The 23,468-nt window shown below is 70.8% G+C and carries 18 protein-coding genes; 6 read left to right on the top strand and 12 right to left on the bottom strand.

Going from position 1 to position 23,468, the window contains the following annotated elements; all coding sequences use genetic code 11:
- Positions 1-129: 129 nt before the first annotated feature.
- The 5 genes from O3I_RS35680 to O3I_RS35660 form a co-directional block, all read right to left on the bottom strand.
- Complete coding sequence (locus O3I_RS35680) at positions 130-3,813, bottom strand: ABC transporter ATP-binding protein (RefSeq protein WP_014987904.1); 3,684 nt, start codon at positions 3,811-3,813, stop codon at positions 130-132.
- Between the two features lie 50 nt (positions 3,814-3,863).
- Entirely contained in the window at positions 3,864-4,646 is a 783-nt protein-coding gene (locus O3I_RS35675; protein WP_014987903.1) for an ABC transporter permease, read from the bottom strand.
- A complete protein-coding gene (locus O3I_RS35670) occupies positions 4,643-5,635 on the bottom strand; it encodes an ATP-binding cassette domain-containing protein (RefSeq protein ID WP_014987902.1) in 993 nt (330 codons plus the stop codon). Before O3I_RS35670 ends, O3I_RS35675 begins: the two co-directional genes overlap by 4 nt.
- The gene (locus tag O3I_RS35665; RefSeq protein ID WP_014987901.1) at positions 5,632-6,363 is read right to left on the bottom strand and encodes a hypothetical protein; all 732 of its coding nucleotides are present in this window, start codon (positions 6,361-6,363) and stop codon (positions 5,632-5,634) included. The genes O3I_RS35670 and O3I_RS35665 overlap by 4 nt, the downstream gene beginning before the upstream one ends.
- A gap of 147 nt (positions 6,364-6,510) precedes the next feature.
- Entirely contained in the window at positions 6,511-7,533 is a 1,023-nt protein-coding gene (locus O3I_RS35660; RefSeq protein ID WP_014987900.1) for a glutathione S-transferase family protein, read from the bottom strand.
- Between the two features lie 38 nt (positions 7,534-7,571).
- Here O3I_RS35660 and O3I_RS35655 point away from each other — a divergent pair, with 38 nt between their 5' ends.
- Together O3I_RS35655 and O3I_RS35650 are read left to right on the top strand one after the other, a co-directional pair.
- Positions 7,572-8,366 carry an enoyl-CoA hydratase/isomerase family protein gene (locus O3I_RS35655; RefSeq protein WP_014987899.1) on the top strand — a complete coding sequence of 265 codons (795 nt, stop codon included), beginning with the start codon at positions 7,572-7,574 and terminating at the stop codon, positions 8,364-8,366.
- A gap of 107 nt (positions 8,367-8,473) precedes the next feature.
- Positions 8,474-9,739 (top strand): class I adenylate-forming enzyme family protein, encoded by a 1,266-nt coding sequence (locus O3I_RS35650; RefSeq protein WP_014987898.1) that lies wholly within the window; start codon positions 8,474-8,476, stop codon positions 9,737-9,739.
- A 7-nt stretch (positions 9,740-9,746) separates the two neighbouring features.
- On the opposite strand, the gene O3I_RS35645 is transcribed toward O3I_RS35650, so the two are convergent.
- Complete coding sequence (locus tag O3I_RS35645; RefSeq protein WP_014987897.1) at positions 9,747-10,493, bottom strand: tyrosine-protein phosphatase; 747 nt, start codon at positions 10,491-10,493, stop codon at positions 9,747-9,749.
- Between the two features lie 416 nt (positions 10,494-10,909).
- Between O3I_RS35645 and O3I_RS35640 the strand changes: the two genes are divergently transcribed.
- Together O3I_RS35640 and O3I_RS35635 are read left to right on the top strand one after the other, a co-directional pair.
- Positions 10,910-11,389, top strand: coding sequence for a hypothetical protein (locus tag O3I_RS35640; RefSeq protein ID WP_014987896.1), 480 nt, complete (start codon positions 10,910-10,912; stop codon positions 11,387-11,389).
- A 40-nt stretch (positions 11,390-11,429) separates the two neighbouring features.
- Positions 11,430-12,608 (top strand): amino acid deaminase/aldolase, encoded by a 1,179-nt coding sequence (locus tag O3I_RS35635; protein WP_014987895.1) that lies wholly within the window; start codon positions 11,430-11,432, stop codon positions 12,606-12,608.
- A 13-nt stretch (positions 12,609-12,621) separates the two neighbouring features.
- Here the strand turns inward: O3I_RS35635 and O3I_RS35630 are convergent, their stop codons facing one another.
- Positions 12,622-15,993, bottom strand: coding sequence for an AAA domain-containing protein (locus tag O3I_RS35630; protein ID WP_237748194.1), 3,372 nt, complete (start codon positions 15,991-15,993; stop codon positions 12,622-12,624).
- Positions 15,994-16,181: 188 nt separating this feature from the next.
- The gene (locus O3I_RS35625) at positions 16,182-17,963 is read right to left on the bottom strand and encodes a DEAD/DEAH box helicase (protein ID WP_014987893.1); all 1,782 of its coding nucleotides are present in this window, start codon (positions 17,961-17,963) and stop codon (positions 16,182-16,184) included.
- Positions 17,964-18,025: 62 nt separating this feature from the next.
- Between O3I_RS35625 and O3I_RS35620 the strand changes: the two genes are divergently transcribed.
- Both O3I_RS35620 and O3I_RS35615 read left to right on the top strand, forming a co-directional pair.
- Positions 18,026-18,874, top strand: coding sequence for a carbon-nitrogen hydrolase family protein (locus O3I_RS35620; protein ID WP_014987892.1), 849 nt, complete (start codon positions 18,026-18,028; stop codon positions 18,872-18,874).
- Positions 18,875-19,318: 444 nt separating this feature from the next.
- Positions 19,319-19,954 (top strand): phosphoribosyltransferase, encoded by a 636-nt coding sequence (locus tag O3I_RS35615; protein ID WP_014987891.1) that lies wholly within the window; start codon positions 19,319-19,321, stop codon positions 19,952-19,954.
- 191 nt (positions 19,955-20,145) lie between these two features.
- Here the strand turns inward: O3I_RS35615 and O3I_RS35610 are convergent, their stop codons facing one another.
- Genes O3I_RS35610 through O3I_RS35595 form a run of 4 tightly spaced genes read right to left on the bottom strand, consistent with a single transcriptional unit; the run spans position 20,146 to position 23,433 of the window.
- On the bottom strand, positions 20,146-20,922 hold the full coding sequence (locus O3I_RS35610) for an ESX secretion-associated protein EspG (RefSeq protein WP_014987890.1): 777 nt from the start codon (positions 20,920-20,922) through the stop codon (positions 20,146-20,148).
- Entirely contained in the window at positions 20,919-22,241 is a 1,323-nt protein-coding gene (locus O3I_RS35605; RefSeq protein WP_014987889.1) for a PPE domain-containing protein, read from the bottom strand. Before O3I_RS35605 ends, O3I_RS35610 begins: the two co-directional genes overlap by 4 nt.
- Complete coding sequence (locus tag O3I_RS35600) at positions 22,234-22,671, bottom strand: hypothetical protein (protein ID WP_014987888.1); 438 nt, start codon at positions 22,669-22,671, stop codon at positions 22,234-22,236. The genes O3I_RS35605 and O3I_RS35600 overlap by 8 nt, the downstream gene beginning before the upstream one ends.
- 39 nt (positions 22,672-22,710) lie before the next feature.
- On the bottom strand, positions 22,711-23,433 hold the full coding sequence (locus O3I_RS35595) for an alpha/beta hydrolase (protein WP_041564771.1): 723 nt from the start codon (positions 23,431-23,433) through the stop codon (positions 22,711-22,713).
- Between the last annotated feature and the right edge of the window lie 35 nt (positions 23,434-23,468).

Here is a 23,468-nt window from a genome sequence, read left to right as displayed (position 1 = left end):
TGCCCGGCATCCGTAGCGACTGCTTGCAGGTCGCTCGAAATGGTCAGCATCAGCGATGCGCGCCGATGCGCCCTATCTGAGGATAGGCCCAGCAGCAAACCGACGGAGCGACTGACCACCCGGCAAACCTCACCTCATAGAGGACGACTTGTCGTCCACCGAGAATATTCCCTCGCTCGTACGTGCCGCCGACCACAGTCGGGAATATGGTCCGGCGGCGGTCAGGAGCTCGGCGTGGGTGCCGATTTCGGCGATCCGCCCGTGCTCGACGACGGCAATCCGATCGGCACGCGCGGCCGTGCCCAGCCGGTGCGCGACGAGCACCGTGGTCCGGCCCCGGGTCAGCGATCGGCTCGCGGCCAGCACCGCCGCCTCGGTGTCCGGGTCCAGGGTCGCGGTCGCCTCGTCGAGCAGCAGCAGGTCCGGTCGCACCAGTTCGGCGCGGGCCAGCGCGATCAGCTGCCGCTGGCCCGCGGACAGGCCGCGGCCGCGTTCGCCGACCGGCTGGCGCATGCCGAGGGGGAGCGCGGCGATCATGTCGCCGGCGCCGACCGCGGCCGCCGCTTCGGCGATTTCGGTCTCGGTCGCGCCGGGCCGGCCGAACGCGATGTTGCTCGCCACGTCACCGCTGAAGAGGTGGGCTTCCTGCGGCACGATGCCGAGGCGGCCGCGATAGTCGGCGAGCCGGTAGTCCCGGACGTCCACCGCGTCGACGGTGATCGCGCCGGTGCCGTCGGCAGGGATGTCGTAGAGGCGGGCGAGCAATTTGACGATGGTCGACTTGCCCGCGCCGGTGGGGCCGACGAGCGCCAGCGTAGAACCGGCCGGAATCTCCAGCGACACCCCGTCCAGGGCGCGGATATCGCTGCCCGGGTAGTGGAATCCGACGTCGGTGACGGCGACCTCGCCGCGCAGGCGCTCGATCGGCACCGCGTCCGGCGGGTCGGCGGTCAGCGACGACGGGGTGCGCAGCAGGTCGGCGATCCGGCGCAGGCCGACCCGGGCCTGCTGATAGCCGTCGAACACCTGCGAGAGCGCCAGCACCGGCGCGAAGAGCAGTTCCAGGTACAGCACGAAGGCGATCAGGGTGCCCGCCGTTGTGGTTCCGTTCGCCACCTCGCGCGCCCCGACGAAGATCACCACGGCGAGCGCGACGTCCGACCACGCCGTGACGTACGGGAAGTACAACGCGATCAGACGCTGAGCCCGCATCCGGCTGTGCCGGTAGCGGTCGGAGTACTCGGCGTAGCGGCGGGCCGCGGCGGGCTCGTGCCGGTTGGCCTGCACCGCACGCAAACCCGCGACGTTCTCCTGGAAGTCGGCGTTCACGGTCGAGACGTTCTCCCGGGACACGGTGTAGGCCGTGGACGCGTACCGGCGGAACAGCACGGTGGCCAGCACCAGCGGCGGCAGCGTGACGAAGAGCACCACCGCGCCCAGCGACACATCGATCACCAGCAGCGCGACCGCGATCCCGACGAAGGTCAGCCCACCCACCAGGGTGGTGGCCAAACCGGTCTGCAGGAACGTGGACAGTGAGTCCAGGTCGGTCGTCATCCGCGTCATGATGCGGCCGGACAGCTCGCGCTCGTAGTAGTCGAGCCCGAGGCGCTGCAGATGCGCGTAGCTGCGGATGCGCAGCCCGTAGAGCATGCGTTCGCCGGTGCGCGCGGTGATCAGCGTCGAGGCCGCGCCGATCGTCCACCCTGCGGCGACGAGCAGCACGCCGAGCACCGCGGCGACGCCGAGCGCGCTCGTGTCGGCCTTGCCGACGCCCGCGTCGATCGCGTGCCGCACGATCGGCGGGAAGCCCACACCGATCAACGCGTCCAGGGCCAGCAGTGCGAGGGTGGCGGCGATCAGCCGACGGACGGGTCGCAGCAGCCGGGCCAGCCGGAAGCGCGGATCCGGTTGCCGCAGCCGCTGTTCGTCGAGTTCCGGCTGTTCGTTGGCGGGCGGCAGCAGTGCGATATTGCGCCGCAGCTCCGGGGTTTCGCTGAGGTCCGCGGCCGCGGCGGCGAAGGTCGTCGCGGCCGCCCCGGCACCGGCCCGCGCGCCCGCCTCGTGCGTGATCGGCTGGTACCCGGCGGGTCCGGGCAACCGGATGACCCGATCCGCATGGGTCAGGGTGGATTCCCGGTGCGCCAGGATCAGGGTGGTGCGCCCGTCCTGTTCGGGCAGGGTGTCGAAGATCGCGGCTTCGGTGATCGCGTCCACCGCGGAGGTCGCGTCGTCCAGCACGAGGATGCGCGGGCGGGCCAGCAGCGCCCGGGCCAGTGCGATGCGCTGGCGTTGCCCGCCGGACAGGGTGAGGCCGCGTTCGCCGACGACGGTGTCGTAGCCGTCCGGGAGTTCGGTGATGAAGTCATCGGCCGCAGCGGATTTCGCGGCGGCCCGGATCTCGGTGTCGGTGGCGTCCGGGCGGCCGAGCGCGATGTTGGCGGCGATGGTGTCGGAGAACAGGAACGGATCGTCGAACACGACGCCGATCGCACCGCGCAGCTCGGCCGCGCTGACCTCGGCGATATCGATCCCGGCGGCGGTGGAAGCCGCAGCGTGCGTGGCGGATTCGCTGAACAGCCGGATGCTGCCCGCGTCCGGCGCGTAGAAGCGCGGCAGCAGCAGTGACAGCGTGGTCTTCCCGGAACGGGCGGGGCCGATGATCGCCACGGTCTCCCCGGGACGCACGGTCAGGTCGAGTTCGCGCAGCACCGGCCGATCGGGATCGAAACCGAAAGTGAGCGAGTCGATCTCGATGCCGAGCGGACCGTCGGGCAGCGGCGCGGGCACGGGGGGATCGGTGACCACCGGCGCGGTGTCGATCACCTGGTAGACGCGTTCGGCGGCGGCGCGGGTGAGCTGCGCGAGCACCAGGGCGCCGGACATGATCCGGGCGGTCGCCGTCATGGTGGCGACGTAGGCGGCGAACGCGACGAAGGTGCCGATCCCGATCGAGCCGTGCAGCGCGAGGAAGCCGCCGAGCACGATCACGCCGACCATGCCGAGCTGCGGAATGGCCGCCACGGTCGGGGCGAACCGGGAATCGATCCGGGCCGCGCGCATCCGTTCGGCGTACAGGGTGCGACTGTGCCGTTCGAGCACGTCGACCATGCGGGCCTCCTGCCCGAAGCCTTTGACCACCCGGACACCGGTGACGGTCTCCTCGACGTGCTGGGCGACGTCGGCGGCGCGCTGCTGCGCGGACCAGGTCGCCGCGTAGAGCCGCGGCCGCACCCGGTACGCGACCAGCCCGATCGCGGGCACCACGAGCAACGCGACCACGGCCAGCGGCGGTGACAACCACACCATCACCACGGCGGCCAGCAGGAATTGCAGTACCGCCATGCCCGACAGCGGCGCCATCGCGAGCAAGCCCTGCACCAGTTGCAGGTCGGTGATCGAGCGCGACACCACCTGGCCGGTGCGGATCGCGTCCTGGCCGGTGCCGTCCAGCCGTTGCAGTGAGGCGAGCAGATCGACGCGCAGCGAATGTTGCACGTCCAGCGAGAGTTTCCCCGCGAGCAGGCGGCGGCCGAACCCGGCCGCGAATCGTGCGGCGGCGACCAGGAGCAGCAGCAGCGCGACGACCCCGATGACGGAGGTGGCGCCGTGCCCGGCGGCGTCGACCGCGCGCTTGGTCAGCAGCGGGGCGGTGATCTCCACCGCGGCGCCGCCCAGCATCGTGACCGCGAGACCGGCGAGGGTGCCCGGATGGGTGCGGCTCTCCGCCCACAGCCGGCGAATCCAGCCGGGACCACCGGGCGCGCGCTCAGCGGACCCGGTGGGTTGTTTCGCTTCGACAACCCCGCCCATAGCCATCCACGGTAACGACGCCTACCGACACGTCGTTGTTCCCGGCGGGGTCAGAGGTCGCGCGTGCGCAGCGCCCACCAGCCCGCGCCGGCGAGGCCCGCGGTCCACAGCAGCAGGACCACCACCCCGACCGGACCGGGGGCGAGGAAGGGGTTGTCGGCGAAGGAGCCGATAGCGATGGTGCTGATGGTGGCCGAACCCGGCAGCAGCGTGACGAACCCGTCGATGCCGAGGCTGTGCGCGACCACCCAGACCAACGGTTCGACGATGATCAGCCAGCCGAACACCGCGAGCAGCGCCGTGGACGTCGAACGCAGCAGCAACCCGAGCCCGGCGCCGATCAGGGACCAGCAGATCGCGGCGAGCAGCCCGCCCCCGAGTACCGCGAACAAGTCCAGGCCGGCCTGGAATTTGCCACGCCCGAAGCCGAACAGCGCCGCGAGCGCGACCACTTCCACGGCCAGCGCGGTGAGGGCCGCGCATACGCCGGTGACGACCAGTTTCGCGACGGCGAGCCGGTCGCGGTCCGCGCTGAACAGCGCGGTCACCGGCATCGAGTGGTGCCGGAATTCCGCGCCGCTGCCGAGCACCCCGAACACCAGGGCGGCCAGCGTGACCGCGGCGAGGCCGACGTACAGCCCGTTGGTCGCGGCGCCGGTGACGGGTTCACCCTTGGGATCCGGTTTGCCCGCCAGCAGGGCCGTGGCCACCGTGGCGATCAGCGTCAGCGCCAGGGGCAGGCCCGCCAGGATCCGGTTCGGCCCGGCCGTGACGACCTTGCGGACCTCGGAGTTGACGGACGGAACGAGGTCGGGCGGCAGGGTGATGATCATCGTGGAATCCCGTAGGGCATCGGCGGGGTGGGGGCCGCGGTACCGGACAGGCCCGGGTAGTGCGCGGGCGCCGGGCTCGGCGGTCTGGTCAACGAGGCGAGCACCCGGTCGGGGTGGATCAGGTCGGGCACGACGCTGTCCAGCCGCACCTGCGCCGCGGCGGCCGCGTCCCGGATCTCGGTTTCGGTGGCCTCCGCGACGGCGAGCCTGCCGTCGGGCCGGATCACGGCGTCGGTGAAGCCACGGGCGGCCAGCGTGGTGGCCAGCGCGATCGGGGTGGACGCGGCGACGACGAGCCGATCGGGGTGCCCGCGCCGCAGCCGGGCCGGGCTGCCCTCGTACACCACCGCGCCCGCGTTCAGCACGATCACCTCGTCGGCGCCCGGCAGCACCGCGGCCAGGCTCTCGCTGGTCACCACGGCACTACCGCCACGCTGGGCGTGCCGCCGCAGAAAGTCTTGCAGCCAGCCGCGTTCCGCCGCGTCGAGGCCGTCCATCGGCTCGTCGAGGACCAGCAGCGGCGGGTCGGCGAGCAGGGCGGTCGCCAAGGCCAGCCGGGTCTGCTGCCCGGCCGACAGCGCCGCGCCTTTGGTCCCGGCTTCCGTGCCGAGGCCGACCAGGTCGAGCACCTCGTAGACCCGCGCGTCCGGCACGCCGACGGCCGCCGCGTACACCCACAGGTGATCGCGGGCGGTCCGGCCCGGATGTATCCCGCGCGGTGCCAGGACTCCGCCGGCGATCTGCGCGGAACTCGCGCCTGCTGGGGACCGGTGTGTGCCGGGCCCACCGATCGACGCGGTCCCCGAGGTCGGCTCCAGCAATCCGAGCAGGATGCGGACGATGGTCGACTTGCCCGCGCCGCGCGGGCCGACCAGCGCGGCGGTGCTGCCCGACGGGACGGTGAAGCTCACGTTCTCGACCGCGGCGACCAGCCCGTACCGCTTGGTCAGCGCGCGGACGGCGAACGCGAGTGGGCGCACGGCGCTCACCGCGGCGTCGTCGGCGGTTGCGGCTTGGCCGGGTCGATCGCGGTGAGCGGGTCGGCATCGATGACCAGGTGCCGGTCGGCGGGCCAGACCACCGGCGCGGGCCCGAAGGCCTTGCGCGCGTTCTGGATCGTGGATTTGCCCATCGCGCGGTTGCCGACCCCGCCGATCACCGCGCCGATGCCCGCGGGCACCACCTTGCCCGCCATCAGCGCGGCGCGCCGGGTGATGAAGCGGATGATGAAACGCTTGAGCAGCGAGTCGTTCATGGAGGAGAGGCCGGGGATCCGGTTCGCGAACACCGTGCCCCAGTTCTTCGCCGAGGTGCCGACGGTCTTCTGCACGATCTCCATGCCGCCCTCGCCCAGGACGACGGCGAGCACCAGTGCCCTGCGCTGTTCCTTGTCGTCGGGCGAGATGCCGTGCACCGCCGCCACCGCGAGCGTGAACAGGGCCGAGACCTCCATGAAGAACGTGGTCTCGGCGCTGACCGCGGCGACCGCCGCGACCGTGCCGACCCCGGGCACCGCGGCCGTCGCGCCGACCGCGCCGCCGCTGCCGGTCACCGCGAGCAGGTACTGGTTCTCCAGCCGCGCGATGACCTGCGCCGGGGTTTCGTCGGGATGGGCGCGCCGGATCCGATCGACATACTTGGCGACCGCGGGGGCCTGCAGGCGAGACCCCGTATCGAGCAGCTGAACCACCGTCTTCTCGAACGCGCCTTTGAACATCGGCGGCACCCTCCTCTTCCAGTCTGCTGGTTGAAACTGTAGGGCACCGGCGGATCGGCCCGCCGGACGCCGCGACCACAGTCCTCAGCTCGTCATGACAACGATGTACCCAGCCGGATCGGTTCCAGCCGATCCGATTCGCCCGGGTCAGTCCGGCTGGTGCCCCGCGGGCACCTGTTCGGCCGGCGCGGGCGGGGGCGGCGGGGTGCCGTCGCCGAAAGGCCTTCCGCCCAACGCTTCCCGGCCGTGCGGGGTCAGCCAGTTCGCCAGGTCCGGCCCCTTCGGCACGATGCCGGTCGGGTTGATATCGCGATGCACCACGTAGTAATGCTCCTTGATCTGCGCGAAATCGATGGTGTCGCCGAATCCCGGGGTCTGGTAGAGGTCGCGCGCATAGGCCCACAGCACCGGCATTTCGCTCAGCTTGGACCGATTGCATTTGAAGTGCCCGTGATAGACCGGGTCGAACCGGACCAGCGTGGTGAACAGCCGCACGTCGGCCTCGGTGATCGTGTCGCCGACCAGATAGCGTTGCGCCGCAAGCCGTTCGGTGAGCCAATCCAGGCGGGCGAAGAGCCGGTCGTAGGCGGTCTCGTAGGCGTCCTGCGCGCCCGCGAAGCCGCAGCGGTACACCCCGTTGTTGACGTCGCGGAACACCGCGAGGCTCACCTCGTCGATCTCCGCGCGCAGCGCTTCCGGATACAGCTGCGGCGCGCCGTCGCGGTGGAACGCGGTCCATTCGGTGGAGAAGTCCAGGGTGATCTGCGCGTAGTCGTTGGTGACCACCTGCCCGGTCGGCACGTCCACCACGGCGGGCACGGTGATGCCGCGCGGATAGTCGGGGAACCGGGCCAGGTAGGCGTCGCGCAGCCGGGGGATGCCGAGCACCGGATCCACCCCGCCGGGATCGAGATCGAAGGTCCAGCTGAGCTTGTCGTGCGTCGGGCCGCACAGTCCGAGCGAGAGCACGTCCTCGAGACCGAGCAGCCTGCGCACGATCAGCGTCCGGTTCGCCCACGGGCAGGCCCGCGCCGCCACCAGCCGGTAGCGGCCCGGCTCGACCGGGTAGCCGTCGCGGCCGTCGGCCGTGATCCGGGTGGTGATGTAGTTCGTATCCCGCTTGAACTCGCCAGGTTCGACGTAGGAACCGCTTTCCACCGACTTGGTCACCCGAACAGTCTGGCAGATTCTGGTCTTAGGCTCAGGGCATGACAGACACCAAAGCCACGCGCCTCGAACGACAGAGCACCGACGGCGGCGCGGAGGTGGCCACGCTGACGCTGGCCCATCCGCCGCTGAACCTCTTCGATCAGGCCATGCTCGACGCCCTGATCGCGGACATCGCCGACCTCTCGGCGAACCCGCCGCGCGCGGTCCTGCTGCGCGCCGAGGGCAAGGTGGTGTCCGGCGGTGTCGACGTGCACGTCTTCGACGGGTTGTCCATCGAACAGGGCGCTGAGTTGTGGCGCACCCTGTTCGCGCAGATCATCCATCCGCTCGAGGCGCTGCCGTGTCCGGTGGTGTTCGCCGCGCACGGGCTGACCCTGACCGCCGCCTTCGAGATCGCGCTGGCCTGCGACATCATCCTGGCCGCGCCGAAGGCGAAGTTCGGGCTGGTGGAAACCGTTGTCGGACTGACCCCCTCGATGGGTGGCCCGCAGCGGCTGGCCGAGCGGGCCGGTTCCGGGCGCGCACGGGAATTCGTGATGACCGGCGACCTGTACGACGCGGCGACCATGGCCGACTGGGGCGTGGTGAACGCGGTGCACGACGACGTCGACACGGCGGCAAAGGAATTGACCCACCGGCTGGCCCAGGGCCCGACCGTCGCGCACGCCGCGACCAAGAAGATCATCGAGGCGTGGCGTTCCGGCGGTGTGGCGCATGCGGATTCGGTGACCCCCGAGGTTTCGGGCGCGCTGTTCGACACCGCCGACCTGAAAGGCGCGGTGCGCAGCTTCCTCGAGGTCGGGCCGGGCAAGGCGACCTACACCGGGCGGTGACGGGTAGGGGGTGACAAGCAGGACACGTTCATCGCCTATCGCCGCGAAATTGTGACGCGCGTCATATAGTCGCACTTGCCTGCTGACTCGAGGCGTGCGGAGGACGGATGTCGCAGTTGCTCGTCGAATACCCCCTTTCCCGTCCGCATGCGCGCGATACGCCGTTGGCGCGCGGCGCCGACGGCGTGTTGCGCTACGGCAATCTGACCCCCGCGCTCACCGAGTTGCTCGACCTACAGGTGCACGCGTTCTCCACTCGCGAGGCCGTGGTCGAGATCGGTGGCCCGCGGATGACCTACCGCGAGCTGTGGCACTCGGCCTCGCGGATCGCGGGCGGGCTGCAGGAGCACGGCATCGGCTACGGCGACCGGGTCGCGGTGCACATGCCCGCGGGCGTGCGCTGGGTGCAGGCCTTCCTCGGCGCGCTGCTGAGCGGTGCGGTGCCGGTGCTGGTGCACGACGGCCTGCCGGACGCGGTGGCCGAACAGGTGATCGCCGACAGTAGTGCGGATTTCGTGCTCGGCCGCGAGATCGCCCGCGGCGCGGACCTGCCCGACGGAGCCGCCTTCATCGATGACGGTGCGGCACTGGGTGATCTGGCCTTGCTCAGCTACACCAGCGGGACCCCGCTGTGTCCGGCCACCGCGCCCAAGGGCGTGGAGCTGACCAACGAAAACCTGCTGTCGGCAATACGTTCGGTGGTGTCGGCCCTCGATCTGCCGACCGACGGCCTGCGCAATCTGGTCTTGCTGCCGCTGGCGCACGCCAGCGGATGCGTCGACCAGCTCTTGCCCACTTTCGCGGTGGGCGGCACCGTCGTGCTGGCCAGGGACTGCCGCGGGCTCGCGGAAGCCATTGTGGCCGAACGGATCGACATGGTGTCGGCGACGCCGCGGATCTTCGCGGGGCTGCTGCCCGAGTTGGCCGCGCTGCGGGCCGACGGCTTGGACACCGGTGGCATCGCCCGGATCAGCAAGGCCGGCCATCGCGCCGAGCGCGCGGCCACGCCCGCGACCCCCGCCGATCTGGCCGCCGAATTACGCACCATGTTCCCGGCCGCGCGGCAGTGGTCGGTCTGGGGCGCCACCGAGACCAGCGGCATCGGCCTCGCCCTGGACGACTCGCTGGCCGCGGCCGACACCGACTCGGTGCTCGGATTCCCGTTCGGCGGTACGGAATTGGCGCTGTACGGGCCGCGCGCCGAGGCGGGTCACGGGGAACTGCTCTGCCGCGGTCCGAACGTCACCCCGCGCTACTGGAACGACCCGACGACCACCGCGGCCCGCTTCACCGGAACCTGGTTCCACACCGGCGATCAGGTCACCATCGATGCGGACGGTCTGGTGCGCCGCGGCGCGACCCAGCACGAATGAACCCGCCTCACTCCAGCATTCGGTCGCGCAGCCGGGTGCGCAGTTCCGGTGTGATCCCCGCGGTCGTCAGGTAGGTGTCCACGTCGCCGTGCAGCTCATGCATCGAGTTGGTCGCGATATTCAGGTATTCGTCGCGAACGCCCAGCAAGTCCACCGAGAGTTCTTCCCCGGCAAGCAGTTTCGTGGTCATCATGGCGCGCAGCGCGGGGATGGCGCCGTTGCTCAGCCGGTAGTCGGCCTGCACGTCGGCCTCGGTCACGCCGACCGCGCGCAGCAGCGTGGCCACGGCCCAGCCGGTGCGGTCCTTGCCCGCGGCGCAGTGCACGAGCACGGCGCCGTCACCGCGCACGATCGACTCGGCGATGGCGGTGATCGCGGCGTGCGCCTCGGGCAGCGCCGGGAACATCCGATAGACCTCGAGCATATGCCGGAAGGCCGAATCGGGGGTGGCGTGATGCGGGGGCGCCTCGGCCATTCGCGAGTCGAACGGCGTGACGGTCACCCGGACGTTCTCGGGCACCCGGTCGTGGCCGATGTGGTCGATCTCGCGCTCGCCGCGCAGGTCGTGCACGTCGCTGACGCGCAGGTCGCGCAGGGTGGCCAGGCCGACCTCGTCGAGTCCGGTGAGCTGGGCCGAGCGCAACAGCACGCCGGGGCGCACCTTGGCGCCGTCGATGGTGCGCAGTCCGCCCAGGTCGCGGAAATTGAAGGTGCCGGAGATGAAGTACTGGTCGGCAGGCGGCGAGAGAGTCACCGATCCAGGCTATCGGCCCGCCGGGGTCGCGCGGGTGTCGTTCCCGGATCGGGTTGTCCACGGGATGGTGACCGTTTTGTGCCGTTCACCTGTGTGATCGGCCACAGCTGCCGGGTCTCACGTGTACCCGCCAGTACAGTAGACAACGGTCTGCTTTCCGGCCGGGCAGGGCTGGGAGTAACCCCGAGAGAAGGTTTTCGGCGCAGGGCAGGGGGGTACCCCTACGATTCCGTTTGGGTAACAAAACATTCTTTCAGTCTGGAATTCCCCACTGAACCTGTTCTTAAACCCCGAAAACCCTCTACCATTGATGAACGTTGGACCGGGCAGCCTGGGATTTCCAGCGGAGTGCCCGCCATGTTCAGCGAGTCGCGCCGACGAGGGTGCGCGAGTTCTTTTCGCCGAGGGAGTCGTCGTTGAGCGTACGTGGAGACATAGCGGAGGTACGGCTACGGCCGACCATCTGCGAGGCCGTCGAAAAGGCGGCCGCCTCACTGGACCATTCCGGTGTACGCGCGCTGCGGGTGCTGTTGCATGCCGGTGTGAGCGCGTACTGGCCGCTGGTGAAGGCCGCACCGTGCAAGCAGGTCCGTGCGTACGAAGCGACGGTGCAGACGCTGCGGGAGCGCTGGGATACCCAGACCGATTGCCTCGCCGACCCGGCCGCGACGGCGGTGTACCGCGAGATGGACACCGAGGTGGCCGCGTTCCTGCAGCTGTGTGCCGAACGTTCGGGTGCGCAGTGGCTGGAACCGGTGGAGGCCATCGCCGCCTACGCGGTTTCGGTGCTGCAGGGAACCGTGTTGCGCTGGCTCGCCGACTGCAATGACGAGACAATGCTGGTAGTGCTCGACGATCTCGTGAGCAGTCTGGCCACCCGGGCCGCCGAGGTCTAGATACTGGACGTTTGACCAGTTTGGTGGTTGAGTGGGTTTTGTGAGCGCCCCGACACCCTTCGCGCGTCTGCACGCGGCCACCGCCGAGCTCGACCCCCCGCTGGCCGCCCTCGATCTGGCCACGCTGCGCGCGAACGCCGCCGCCCTGGTCCAGCGCGCACGCGGCGTCCCGATCCGGGTCGCCAGCAAATCCGTCCGCTGCCGCGCCGTACTCGAAGAGGTACTCGGCGCCGACCTCACCGCCGCCGGCGGGTTCGCGGGCATCATGTCCTACTCGCTGCCCGAGGCCATCTGGCTGGTCGGTCGCGGCGCGCGCGACGTGCTGCTCGGCTATCCGACCGTCGACCGGGCGGCGCTGGCCGAACTCGCCGCCGACGACACCCTCCGCGACTCGATCACGCTGATGATCGACGATGTCGCCCAGTTGGCACTCATCCGGGCCGCACTCGGCACCGACCGGGTGCGCCCGCGCGTCTGCATCGATGTCGACGCCTCACTGCGGATCGGCCCCGTGCACATGGGTGTGCGGCGCTCACCGATCCGCACCCCCGAGCAGGCCGCCGCGCTGGCGGCCGAAGCACTGCGCCGCGGCTTCGACGTGGTCGGCGTGATGACCTACGAGGCACAGATCGCGGGGCTGCCCGACACGAATGTCGCGGTGCGCCTGATGAAACGGGCGTCGGCGGCCGAAATCACCAAGCGCCGTGGACGCGTACTCGACGCGGTGCGTTCGGTGACCGGCAAGCTGGAGATCGTGAACAGCGGCGGCACCGGTTCCATCGAGGTCAGCATCGCGGACCCGGACGTCACCGAGGTGACCGCGGGCTCGGGGCTCTACGTGCCGACGCTGTTCGACCACTACCGTTCGTTCACGCCGCACCCGGCGCTGTTCTTCGCCACCTCGGTGCTGCGCCGGCCGACGCCGTCGATCGCCACGGTTTTCGCGGGCGGCTATATCGCCTCCGGTCCCACCGGACCGTCGCGGGCGCCGAAGCCGGTGTGGCCCAACGGATTGAAGCTGCTCGGCGCCGAAGGCACCGGCGAGGTGCAGACCCCGCTCGCCGGCGCCGCGGAACTCCGGATCGGCGACCGGGTCTGGTTCCGGCACGCCAAGGCGGGCGAACTCTGCGAACGCTTCGATCGGATCCATCTCGTCGACGCCGACGGCAGCCGCACCACCGTGCCCACCTATCGCGGCGAAGGCACCTGCTTCGGCTGAGGCGTCGCGGCGCTCATCGGGACAAACGCAGGAACCCCGCGAGATCGGGCAGCTCGTCGGGACAGGCGGGCAGATACTCGGTGAGCAGCGGCGAGCGGATGATGATCGCCTTCCACATGGCGCGGCACAGGGCGGCGTGAATCAGGGCCCGGGACAACAGGAACGGCATGCCGTAGGGGGCGTCGGCGGGGCTGGACGTGGCCATCGACAGCAGGACCACCGCGGCTTCCCGGCCGCGGAACCGGTCCGGCGTGCCGACCAGCACATCCTCGATCTTGGCCCGGGCCAGCAACGTTCGGATGCGCCCCACCTGGGCGGCATAGGGCGTGACGACGAAGATGTCGTGCGGGTGCAGCCGCCGGGTGGTCGTGCCGCTGCTCCAGTTCATGGTGAGCAGCGCGCGCACCCGCCGGACCACCTCGCGGGCCTCCTCCGGGGATTCGGTCGCGTTGCCGTGATGCGGTACCAGCACGGTGCTCACCCCAGCCGGTTCGCCGTCGAGTTCCCTTGCGCGGGTCACGGTTTCGTTGGCCCGCAGCCGACCGTCGTAATACAGCCGGGAGATCGGGTCGCAGACGCTCGGATGCATCCGCCAGGTGCGATCGAGGAAGTAGCCGCGCGCCGCGGGCAGCGTGTGCCGCCCCTCGGCGAGCCAGCCGAGCACCGATTCGCCGACCGGCTCCGGATGCGCGCTGTGCGTGACGGGCGGCACGGGGTCGCCGAGCAGCAACAGGTTTCGCGCGCTGACCCCCACCGCGACCGCGTCGGCCAGCGGGAACCGGCCCGCGTCCGCGATCACCAGCAGGTCGAGGCTTTCCCGCGGCACCATGTCCTCGTTGGCGAAATCGGTGGTGGTGCCGCCGAGTACGCAGCCGCTGATGGCGTTGTCCAGGAACCGCGCGTAGCGGCTCGCGTCGATGACCGCCCACTCCGGGCCCACCGACTCGACGTCCTTCTTGGCGACCAACTCCGGCAGGACGCCGCCCCGCACGACCGCGTCGAGCAGGTTCTCCACCGTCGAATGCGACTGCCCGACAACGCCGATCCGCCATTTCTCCTTGGTGACCAGGCGTTCGAGCACCCGGGCCGCGGTGGCGGTCTTACCGGTGCCGGACGGGCCCTGCACCGCCAGGTAGGAGTGGTCCAGCGCGCGCATCGCGGTGGTGATCGCGGCGGCGTGATCGCCGTGCACCTCGGGCAGCGTGGCGCCCGAGCGCAGCCGGGGCGGCCTGCGGGCGAGTAGATCGAAGACGGCGCCGTCCGGGATGTCCGGCAGCGCGACGAGCAACTCCTGTGCCGCGCATTCCACGGCGATCTCGGCATGTTCGTCCCAGGCCGGTAGGCCGGGCGCGATCGCGGTCGGTAGCTCGTCGTACGGTTCGCAGCCGTCCGGTAGCAGCTCCTCCAGCCGCACGGTGTCGTCGAATTCGGCGTCCACCGAACAGCCGAGCACGGTGGCGACGGCGGTGGCCCGGCGTCCGACCGCGGTGACCATGCCTGCCGCGGCGGGCCGGTCGTAGAAGGTGTAGACGGTGGTTCCCGGCGTCAGCACAGTGGCGGGCCCGGGACCGCCGCCATGCCAGCGCGAGCCGATCCGTCCGGTCAGGGTCAGGTAGCGTCGCATGGTCGGGCGGTCCGGGCTGCGATGCCACTTGGTGTCGACGGTGCCCCATTCGGCGATCAAAACCCCCGGGGCGTCGGCCCATTCGTCGACGGGGTGGCTCAGCCGGTCGACATGGGCCCACCACAGTGGCTGGCGTTCGCGGCGGTGATAGCCGAGCGCCGCCGCCATCATGGCGGCCACGTGCCGCGGTTCGTCCTGTGCCGCGGCGTATTCGGCGAGCGCCGCCTCGAACGAGGAGGGCCGCGACGGCGGCATGGGTTCGGTCTCGTCGGGGCCCGGCACCTGGCACCAGGACACCGCCCGCTCCAGCGTCACCGCCTGCGGGTCGATCCGCTGCTCGGCCGCGCGGTCGAGCAGCCAGTCCCGCAAGCGCAGCACGGTCAGGCAATCCCGTTGCGTGGCAGGCGAATGCGCGGCGCCGGGCAGTAGTCGCGCCAGCTTGCTCAGCCGATAGGAGCGTTCCCCGACGATCAGCGCGTTGCGCACGATCGGATACAGATCGACCAGGACGCCGTCGCACAGCAGCTCGTCCACGATCTCTTCCCCGACACCGGAGCTGCCGCTGCAGCGCAGCAGCGCGGTGCGCACCGCCGAGGTGTAGTGGTAGACGTGCATGTCCGGATACATCCGCCGGCGCTGAGTGAGGTAGCCCAGCACCTCTTCCAGCGCTTGGCGCTGCCCGGCCGCTTCGCTGCCCGGTACACCTCCGGCGCCGAACGGCCCGCGGAAACTCAGGTGGACGGTGCCGGGCCCGCCGACCTCCACGGACAACGCGGTACGCACCCCGCCCTCGACCGTGAGCGACAGATCGCCGGGGGAGGGCGGCGGTAGCGCGCCGAGCGCGATCGGGTCGAGCAGGCTGTGCGTCGGCGCGCCGGAATCCTCCCGGCGCAGCTGGATTTCGGCCTGCCGGCGCAGCGCGGTGAAGGTGCGCGGCGAGACGCCACGGACCGTGCTCTCGGTGCCGGCCAGCCGATCGATGGTGTGCACGCCCGCTTCCCGCAGCCTGGCCCGCGTGGTGGTCGCCATGCCCGCGACCAGCAGCAGATCGCGCGCGGCCACCGCGGCCGCGGTGCAGACCGCGCAGCGCCCGCACGCGAGATAACGCGGATCGCCCCACTGCACGGGTAGCAACTCGCTGAGCTTCTCGTCCAGGATGTGGGCCACGCGACGCCGGCGCGCCCGGTACACCGGCACCAGATCGTGCGCCGCGTACGCGGTGTGGTCGGCGCCGAGGTGCAGTCGCAGCAGCGGCCCGGTCAGCGACCCGCTGTGGTCGACGGCGTCGGCGCAGGCGGCGAGTTCGAGTGCGGCGCCGACGCGTTCGGGCCGCCCCGGCGCACTGCCGTGCACGGTGTAGCGCACCCGGTGGTCCGCGCGCACCAGGACATCGCAGGAGCAGTCGAAGCTGCCGTCGAAGAAGGTGGCGCCGGAGATCACCGGCGCGCCGGCGTGCAGGGCCGCGAGGGTTTCCTCGGCGGCGCTGCGCAGTGCGGTGTGAGTGGTTTCGGGACTGCCGGATTCGTGCTGTGGCGGGTGGATCTGCACCATCGCGCTGCCGAAACGGGCGCGAAAGTCGCTGAGCCTGCGGTCCCTGGCCGGATCGGGCTCGCGGCGCGGCGCGGTCGCCGCCGCGTCGATGGTCGCGGAATCGGCCGCGACCGTACCGAGTTCGGTGTCGAGGGCACGCAGCAGCGCGAATTCACAGCGCGCCGCGCGCACGAGATCGACGGCGGAGCAGACGACACGATCACCGAACACGAACAAACGCGGCCCTCCTGTGTCTCTGCGGGACACCCCCACCCGGTCGGCGCCGATGAGCGGCTCGCGCCATTGTCGCTCATCACACGTCGAGTTATCGCGGGACACCCGCTGCCGTTAGCGCTTCATTACGCACCGGACGGCAACACTGTAGCTAGCCGGTCTGACCTCGGCTTACCCTCCCCGGTTCAGGAGCGTGGCTTACGCCGTTCCGGGCGCTTGCCGTTGCCGCCTTCCCGGCGCGGCCCACGCGGAAACGAGCGCTGTCCCGGCGGACCCTGATCGGGCGTGAGCTGAATGAGCACGCCGCTGATCCTGGTGCGCCGCAACGCTTCCAGCGTTTCCGGCGGCAGGTTCGCGGGTAGCTCGACCAGGCTGTGGTCCGGGCGGATGCTGATGTGCCCGAAGTCGCTGCGCCGCAGCCCACCCTCGTTGGCGATGGCGCCGACAATCGCGCCGGGCACCACGCGGTGGCGCTTGCCGACGCTGATCCGATAGGTCGCGAGTTCGGCACCGGTCTGCCGCTGATGCGCGCCGAAACCGGAACGGTCGTCGTCACCTTCGAACCGGCGCGGGCGTTCCCGGCGCTCGCGCACCGGCTCCGGCGGTTCGGGCTGCATCAGGAAGTTGTCGCCGTCGCGGGAGAGCACGGCCAGCGCCGCCGCGATATCGACCAGCGGAATATCGTGCTCGCGTTCGTAATCCTCGATGAGCCTGCGGAACAGCGCGAGGTTCGCCGAGGTCAGGCTCTCGGTGATGTCGTCGCCGAACTTGGCGACGCGCTGGGCGTTGACGTCGTCGACGCTGGGCAGCTGCATCTCTTCGAGCGGATGGCGGGTGGCCCGCTCGATCGACTTGAGCAGGTGCCGTTCGCGCGGGGCGACGAACAGCAACGCCTCGCCGCTGCGCCCGGCCCGGCCGGTACGGCCGATGCGGTGCACGTAGGACTCGGTGTCGTGCGGGATGTCGTAGTTGACCACGTGCGAGATGCGGTCCACGTCGAGGCCGCGCGCGGCGACGTCGGTGGCGACGAGGATGTCCAGCGTGCCCGACTTCAGGTGACCGATGGTGCGCTCGCGCTGGTTCTGCGCGATGTCACCGTTGATCGCGGCCGCGGAAAAGCCCCGGGCGCGCAGCTTTTCGGCGAGCTCCTCGGTGGCCTGCTTGGTGCGCACGAAGATGATCATCGCCTCGAACGACTCGACCTCGAGGATCCGGGTGAGCGCGTCCAGCTTGCGCTGATGCGAGACCTGCACCCAGCGCTGGGTGATGTTGGTGGCGGTCGAGGTCTTCGACTTGACGGTGATCTCGACCGGATCGTTGAGGTACTGCTTGGAGATCTTGCGGATCGCCGCGGGCATGGTGGCGGAGAACAGCGCGACCTGCTTGCCCGCGGGCGTGTCCTTGAGGATGCGTTCGACGTCCTCCTGGAAGCCCATCTTCAGCATCTCGTCGGCCTCGTCGAGCACCAGATACTTCAGCTGCGACAGGTCGAGCGTGCCCTTTTCCAGATGATCGATCACGCGGCCGGGCGTGCCGACCACCACGTGCGCGCCGCGGCGCAGGCCGGACAGCTGGACCCCGTAGGCCTGGCCGCCGTAGATCGGCAGCACGTGCAGCCCCGGGATATGCGTGGCGTAGCGGCCGAACGCCTCGGCCACCTGGATCGCGAGCTCCCGGGTCGGCGCCAGCACCAGCGACTGCGGAAGTTTGCCGGAAGTGTCCAGACCCATCAGGATCGGGATCGCGAATGCCGCGGTCTTGCCGGTGCCGGTCTGCGCGAGGCCGACCACATCGGCGCCCGACAGCAGCGGCGGAATCGTCGCAGCCTGAATCGGCGACGGCGACTCGTAGCCCACATCGGCGATGGCCGCGAGGATGCGGTCATCGATGCCGAGATCGGCGAAAGTCGGGCCGTCGTTGTCCCTGTCGTTGTCGCCAGGAACGCTGTCGACCTGATTGGTACTCATTGACCAGGAGTTTACTGCCTGGTGCTGGTCTGCTCGGCCACCGGCCCAATACGGTGAGACGTATGCAACTGGACAGCGCCGATACGAATCAAGCGACACGGCCGAACCTGCTGGACGTTGCGGTCGTCCAGTTCGCCCCCGGCACCGACCCGGCGGCCAATCTCTCGGCGCTGCGCGAGCACGTGCGCACCGCCCGCGATCGGGGTGCGCGGGTGGTCGTCGCACCGGAATACTCGATGTTTGCCGTCACCCGGCTCGATGAGCGCGTCATCGCCGTCGCCGAACCCCTGACCGGCCCGTTCGTCACCGGACTCGGTGCCATCGCCCGCGAATTCGAGGTGCATCTGGTCGCCGGAACGGTGGAGCAGGTCGCGCCCGGCGGGGACCGGATCCGCAACACACTCGTCGTCCTCGGACCCGACGGAACGCTCGTCACGCAGTACCGGAAGGTGCATCTCTACGACGCCTTCGGCTTCCTCGAATCGGAGGTGGTGGAACCCGGCGCGATCACCGCGCCGGCCACCTTCACTGTGGCGGATGTGACATTCGGCATGCAGACCTGTTTCGACCTGCGTTTCCCGGAAGGCATCCGCCGGGTGGCCACCGCGGGCGCACAGGTCCTGCTGCTGCCCGCGCAATGGATCCCCGGCCCGGCCAAGGTGGACCAGTGGACGACGCTGCTGCGCGCCCGCGCCATCGAGAACACCGTCTACGTGGCCGCCGCCGACCAAGCCGCCCCGCGCGGTGCGGGCGCCTCGATGATCATCGACCCCACCGGCGCGGTACTCACCGAACTCGGCGAGGAGACCGGCGTACTCACCGCGAGCATCGACCTCGCGCGCCTCGCCGAGATCCGCAAGACCAACCCCAGCCTCGACCTGCGCCGCTTCACCATCGCCGACCCCAGTTGAACGAAGCGCGGTTTCCCCGAGCGATTCGCCGCGGGCGGGTCGGTTCGGAGCAGCCGGTCGCGGAGTTGTTCTGTGCGAGGGAGAGTGCCGGATCGGCGGTCTCACGAGTTGTCGGCGAGCTGATGGCCCGGGTGCCATCGCGGAGTGATTCGTGAAGGCAGGTAACACGGGTCGCGGAGTGATTGAGGGGCAATGGTCAGCCGCCTTGTGGCGGGATTCTGCGCGGGAGTTGTGGTCTCGCGGAGCGATCAGGCGTGGGTTGGCGGGGCAGCGGGTCGCGGGGTTTCGTGAAGGGCAGCTGACAGATGGCGCGGGTGTCGTGGGGCGATCGGGCGTGGTGGTTGGCGGGGCAGTGCTGCCTTGGAGTGGTTCCGTGGGGTTGGGTTGCGGGGGATTCGGTGAAGGGTGGTGGTCGGGGGAGGGGTGGGCGTAGCGTTTTGGTGGATGATCTACGCGGATCGGACATCGGCCGGTCGTGCGCTCGGTACTCGTCTGGAGCGGCTGCGCGCGGCCCATCCGCTGCTGCTCGGCCTGCCTCGCGGCGGGGTTCCGGTGGCCGCCGCAGTCCGCGATGTCATCGGCGGCGATCTCGATATCCTGCTGGTCCGCAAGCTCGGGGTGCCGTGGCAGCCGGAGCTGGCGATGGGCGCGATCGGCGAGGACGGCGTGCGGGTGCTCAACGGAGACGTGCTGGCGCACCTGGGGATATCGCCGCAGGAGTTCGCCGAGATCGAAGACCTCGAACGCGCGGAACTGATCCGCCGCCGCACCGTGTGGCGCGGTGACGCGAAACCGCTTCCCCTGGAAGGGCGCAGCGTGATCATCGTCGACGACGGCATGGCCACCGGCGCGACCGTGGTGGTCGCCTGCCGCGTCGCGCGCCTGCACCGCCCGGCCCAACTCGTCGTCGCCGTACCGGTCTCCTCCGCCGAGGCGCTACGCCGGGTAGCCGCCGAAGCCGACCAGGTCTTCTGCCCCCTGGTCCCGCACACCCTGGGCGGCGTAGGCACCGCCTACGAGGACTTCCACCAACTGGACGACACAGAAGTCACCGCCCTCCTCGCCCACCCGGCCGACTAACCGCGCCACTCCACAACCAGCCCACCCGCACGGCCCCGCGCACCTTTTCGCGCGCCGCGCGCGTGTCATTCGGCTGACACGCGCGCGGGGTGACGAAAGGTGCGCGGCGCCGGGGCTGGCGGGGCGTGGGTGGCGCGGGACTGGCGAAAGGTGCGCGGCGGGCGCCGAAACGTGCGGGGCGTGGGCTGGGTTCACCAGCGCTGGGCGTAGGTGGCGGTGCGGGCTGCCGCTTCGACCATGGGGCGGAGTTGGGCGATGAAGGCGTGGGCGGTGACGGGGACGATGTCTACGTCGGTGCCGGTGCGGACGGAGTAGCGGCCGTCGTCGCGGACGTCGATCCAGCAGAGAACGCCGAAGGGGCGCAGTTCGCCGTCCTCGTGCCGGGCGGAGACCACGATCTGGCCGATGCCGTCGCGGGGTTGCCGCAGCAGCCGCCGGATGCGGGTGGGTACCGACGGCCCGGCGACCGGCACGGTGACCAGGTCTCGGCTGTCCTCGCCGACCCGGGCCAGCGGCGCGGTCAGCCGGGGCATGGTGCCGGGGGCGTTTTCCGGCAGCATCGAAACGACCCGGGCGGTAAGGCTTTTCACCGTGCCGACGAACAGCCGGAGATCACCGCCGTGGTCCGGATTCGGCCCGGGCCGCTGCGCGGCGACCACCGCGACATTGCCCGCCGCCGCACCGAGCACCCGCACCGGCCGGTTCTCGGGCGCGTCGGGATCGGCTGCGGCACTGTCGCGTTCGCCGAACACCTCGATCCGCAGTTCCGGCGCGCCGAGCACGCGCAGCGCGGCTTCCAGGTCGGCGTCGAGCGTCTGATCGCACCAGCGGTTCAGCTCGGGTAACTGCGCCGCGCGCTCGTCGGTGTCGCGCGCGGACAGTCGGACGGCCAGGGGGTAGGGCATCCGATCGCCGTCGGTGCGCGCCCAGGCCAGCGCGAACTGGTCCGGGGTCAGCGTCCAGTTCACTCCAGTTCGGTCCACTCCCCGAGCACGGGCGGTGTGGTCGGATCGATCGAGCCGATCAGTTCACCGCCCTCGTCGGAGGGTTCGAGATAGGTGGGCATGTCGTCGAAGTGGAAGTCGTCCTCGTATTCGTCTTCGTCGTCGAAGCGCGCGGCGCGGGCCGTGGACGCGGCGTTCGCGGCCACGCTGGTACCTGGCCGCGGGGTGTCGCCCATGGCGAGCGCGCCGCCCATCAGCCCGCCCATCGCGCCCGCGCCCAAACCGGTGACGGCGTCGCTGCTGCTGTCCTTGCGGCGTTCCTCGCGCTTGCGCTGATCGTCGGCCGGGGCCGCCGCGGCGCTGCCCGGCACGGACGGAACGGAGACCGGCTGAGCCGACGCCACGGTGGTGGCCGTGCTCGGCGCGGCGGCAGGCGGGACCGGCACGCGGGCCGCTGCCGGTGCGGTCGACAGCGCGGCATCGACCCCGGCAGGGACGGTGCCGGCCCGCGCGGGCGCGGCAGCCGGTGCGTCCGCGCTCGCCGGTGCGGCGGCGGCACCCGCCGTGGTGGTCGTTTCGCGCTGCTCGACCGGTTCGGTGACGGTATCCGGTGCCGTGGTCGCGGGGGCCGTCGGCGCCACCCCGGCGCCGAGGCGCGCCGCGACGGCCGGTTCGTCCGGGACCTGCTGCACCGCCGGGGTTTCCACGCTGGTTCCGGCACCGGTCAGCTTGCTCGCCGGCCAGCTGCCCGGCGCGTCCGCCGCGCCGTTGGATTGCTGGTCGAGGAACGCGGGCACGTCGTTTCCGGTGGGGATCAGCACACCGGCGTAGATGTCGTTCATCGCGCGCACGATGTCCTGGCGGCTGTGCTCGGCCGCCTTCTGGTCGGCCGCGTTGGTGGTGGCCTGCGTCGGATCCAGCAGCGCGGCACCGAGATCGGGTGCGCTCGCGGTGGGGGCGACGACGGCCTTGCGTAACGCCTCGGCCGCGTCGCCGGCCTGGCCGAGCCGCTGCGAGACGACCGCGAGCACGTCGGCCAGGTCTTGGCCGGTCTGTTCGAACGCGTACACCGCGTCGGCCGCGTTCTGCGCGCCGCTGCCGCGCCAGCCGTCGGCGATGGCCGCGCGAATCTCGGTGTGCGCCTGGGCGACCGCGTCGGCCAATCCGGCGGCGGCCTGGCCCCACGACTGCTGCCCGCCGGTGAGCACGGCGGGTTTGAGCAGCGCCACCTTGTCGTGGATCTCGCGATGGGTCATCGCGTCGAACATCTCGACGGTCGGCGCGTACGCGGGATCGGTGCGCCGTACGGCGGGATGATCCGGGGTGCGTGGCAATTTACGCATGGGCTGCTCCCGCGTCGATCCGGTCGACGGCCACCGCGAGCGCGTGGTCGGCGCCCTGGTACTTGGTCGCGGCCGCGCGGAAGGTCAGCGCGAGTTCCCTGGCGGCCTCGGCGTATTCCCACAGCCGGGTGAGCGCCCCGTGCGCCTTGTTCTCGAAGCCGCCGCGCAGCGCGTCACCGGAGGCGAAGCCGCCGAACCCCGGCAGCGACGACGCCGCGCTGAGCACCCGCATCTGATCTTCGATCTGATTGGCGAGTTGCTCGTAGCGGCGGGCGCAGTGTTCGTGCACCCCCTCGGCGACGAGCACGCCGTCGATCCACAGTTCCCCCTCGTCGACCGCGCGATGCAGTGCGGCGGCGGTGACGCCCGGCGCGGTGTATCCCGACAGTTCCGGGCGTGCGACGCCGTTGGCGTTCTCGTTCGATGGCACCTCGCGTCCCCCTTCCTCATCTCATGATGCGTGCTCGGTTCACGGGCGTCGCGCCAACCCCGCGACGACACCCCGCATCCAGTCCGCGATGTCGGCAGCGACCCGCGCGTGCACCGGTTCGTGCAGGAGATCGTGCCCAGCGTCGGCGTACGCCCGTAAATCTACCGACTCGTGGCGTCCAGTCCATACCCTTACGGCATCAATCGGCGCCCGCCGATCCTCCTCGCCGTGCACCGCGAGGATCGGAAGTGTGCGCGGCAGTGGGGTTCCGGGCGCGCCGGGACGGCCGCCGCCGAGCGCGCGTTTCGGGGTGCCGGACAGCACCAGACCGGCCAGCGCGTCCAGTGGCACGGCGGGTCGCAGCGGCAGGTCGCGCTCGAGCACGGACCGGCCCGCCGGCTCGCCGGCCGCGTCCGGCACCGCCGCGCCGAGCAGGCCGAGCGCGGTCACCGCGCCGAGCGAATGCCCCAGCAGCAGTGGCGCGGCCGGTGCCGTCGCACGGACGAGATCGAACAGCCGCACCGCGTCCGCGACCAGTTCCGTCAAGGTGCCCGGCGCCTGTGGATCGCCCTCGCTGAGCCCGTGCCCGGCGGTGTCGAGCGCCCACAGGTCGATCTCGGCGGCGCTGAGGGTGCGGGCGAAGCGGTGGTAGTGACCGCTGTGCTGGCCCATACCGGGTAGCAACAGCACCGTGGCGACGCTCCGATCGACCGGCCACCGCCGATAGTGCAGCCGCCCACGCGCGCCGTCGAAATATGGCATATCCAGATCTTGCCAAAGATCGTGCTGCTCAGCGG

This window comes from Nocardia brasiliensis ATCC 700358 (assembly GCF_000250675.2).
Lineage (GTDB): Bacteria > Actinomycetota > Actinomycetes > Mycobacteriales > Mycobacteriaceae > Nocardia > Nocardia brasiliensis_B.
This window is presented reverse-complemented; position numbering and strand designations above follow the sequence as displayed.

Coding starts and splice junctions, on each gene's coding strand:
- O3I_RS35615 (WP_014987891.1), top strand. CDS start 19,319: ATGATCTACGCGGATCGGACATCGGCCGGTCGTGCGCTCGGTACTCGT.
- O3I_RS35650 (WP_014987898.1), top strand. CDS start 8,474: ATGTCGCAGTTGCTCGTCGAATACCCCCTTTCCCGTCCGCATGCGCGC.
- O3I_RS35655 (WP_014987899.1), top strand. CDS start 7,572: ATGACAGACACCAAAGCCACGCGCCTCGAACGACAGAGCACCGACGGC.
- O3I_RS35620 (WP_014987892.1), top strand. CDS start 18,026: ATGCAACTGGACAGCGCCGATACGAATCAAGCGACACGGCCGAACCTG.
- O3I_RS35665 (WP_014987901.1), bottom strand. CDS start 6,363: ATGTTCAAAGGCGCGTTCGAGAAGACGGTGGTTCAGCTGCTCGATACG.
- O3I_RS35625 (WP_014987893.1), bottom strand. CDS start 17,963: ATGAGTACCAATCAGGTCGACAGCGTTCCTGGCGACAACGACAGGGAC.
- O3I_RS35680 (WP_014987904.1), bottom strand. CDS start 3,813: ATGGGCGGGGTTGTCGAAGCGAAACAACCCACCGGGTCCGCTGAGCGC.
- O3I_RS35595 (WP_041564771.1), bottom strand. CDS start 23,433: ATGCCATATTTCGACGGCGCGCGTGGGCGGCTGCACTATCGGCGGTGG.
- O3I_RS35675 (WP_014987903.1), bottom strand. CDS start 4,646: ATGATCATCACCCTGCCGCCCGACCTCGTTCCGTCCGTCAACTCCGAG.
- O3I_RS35605 (WP_014987889.1), bottom strand. CDS start 22,241: ATGCGTAAATTGCCACGCACCCCGGATCATCCCGCCGTACGGCGCACC.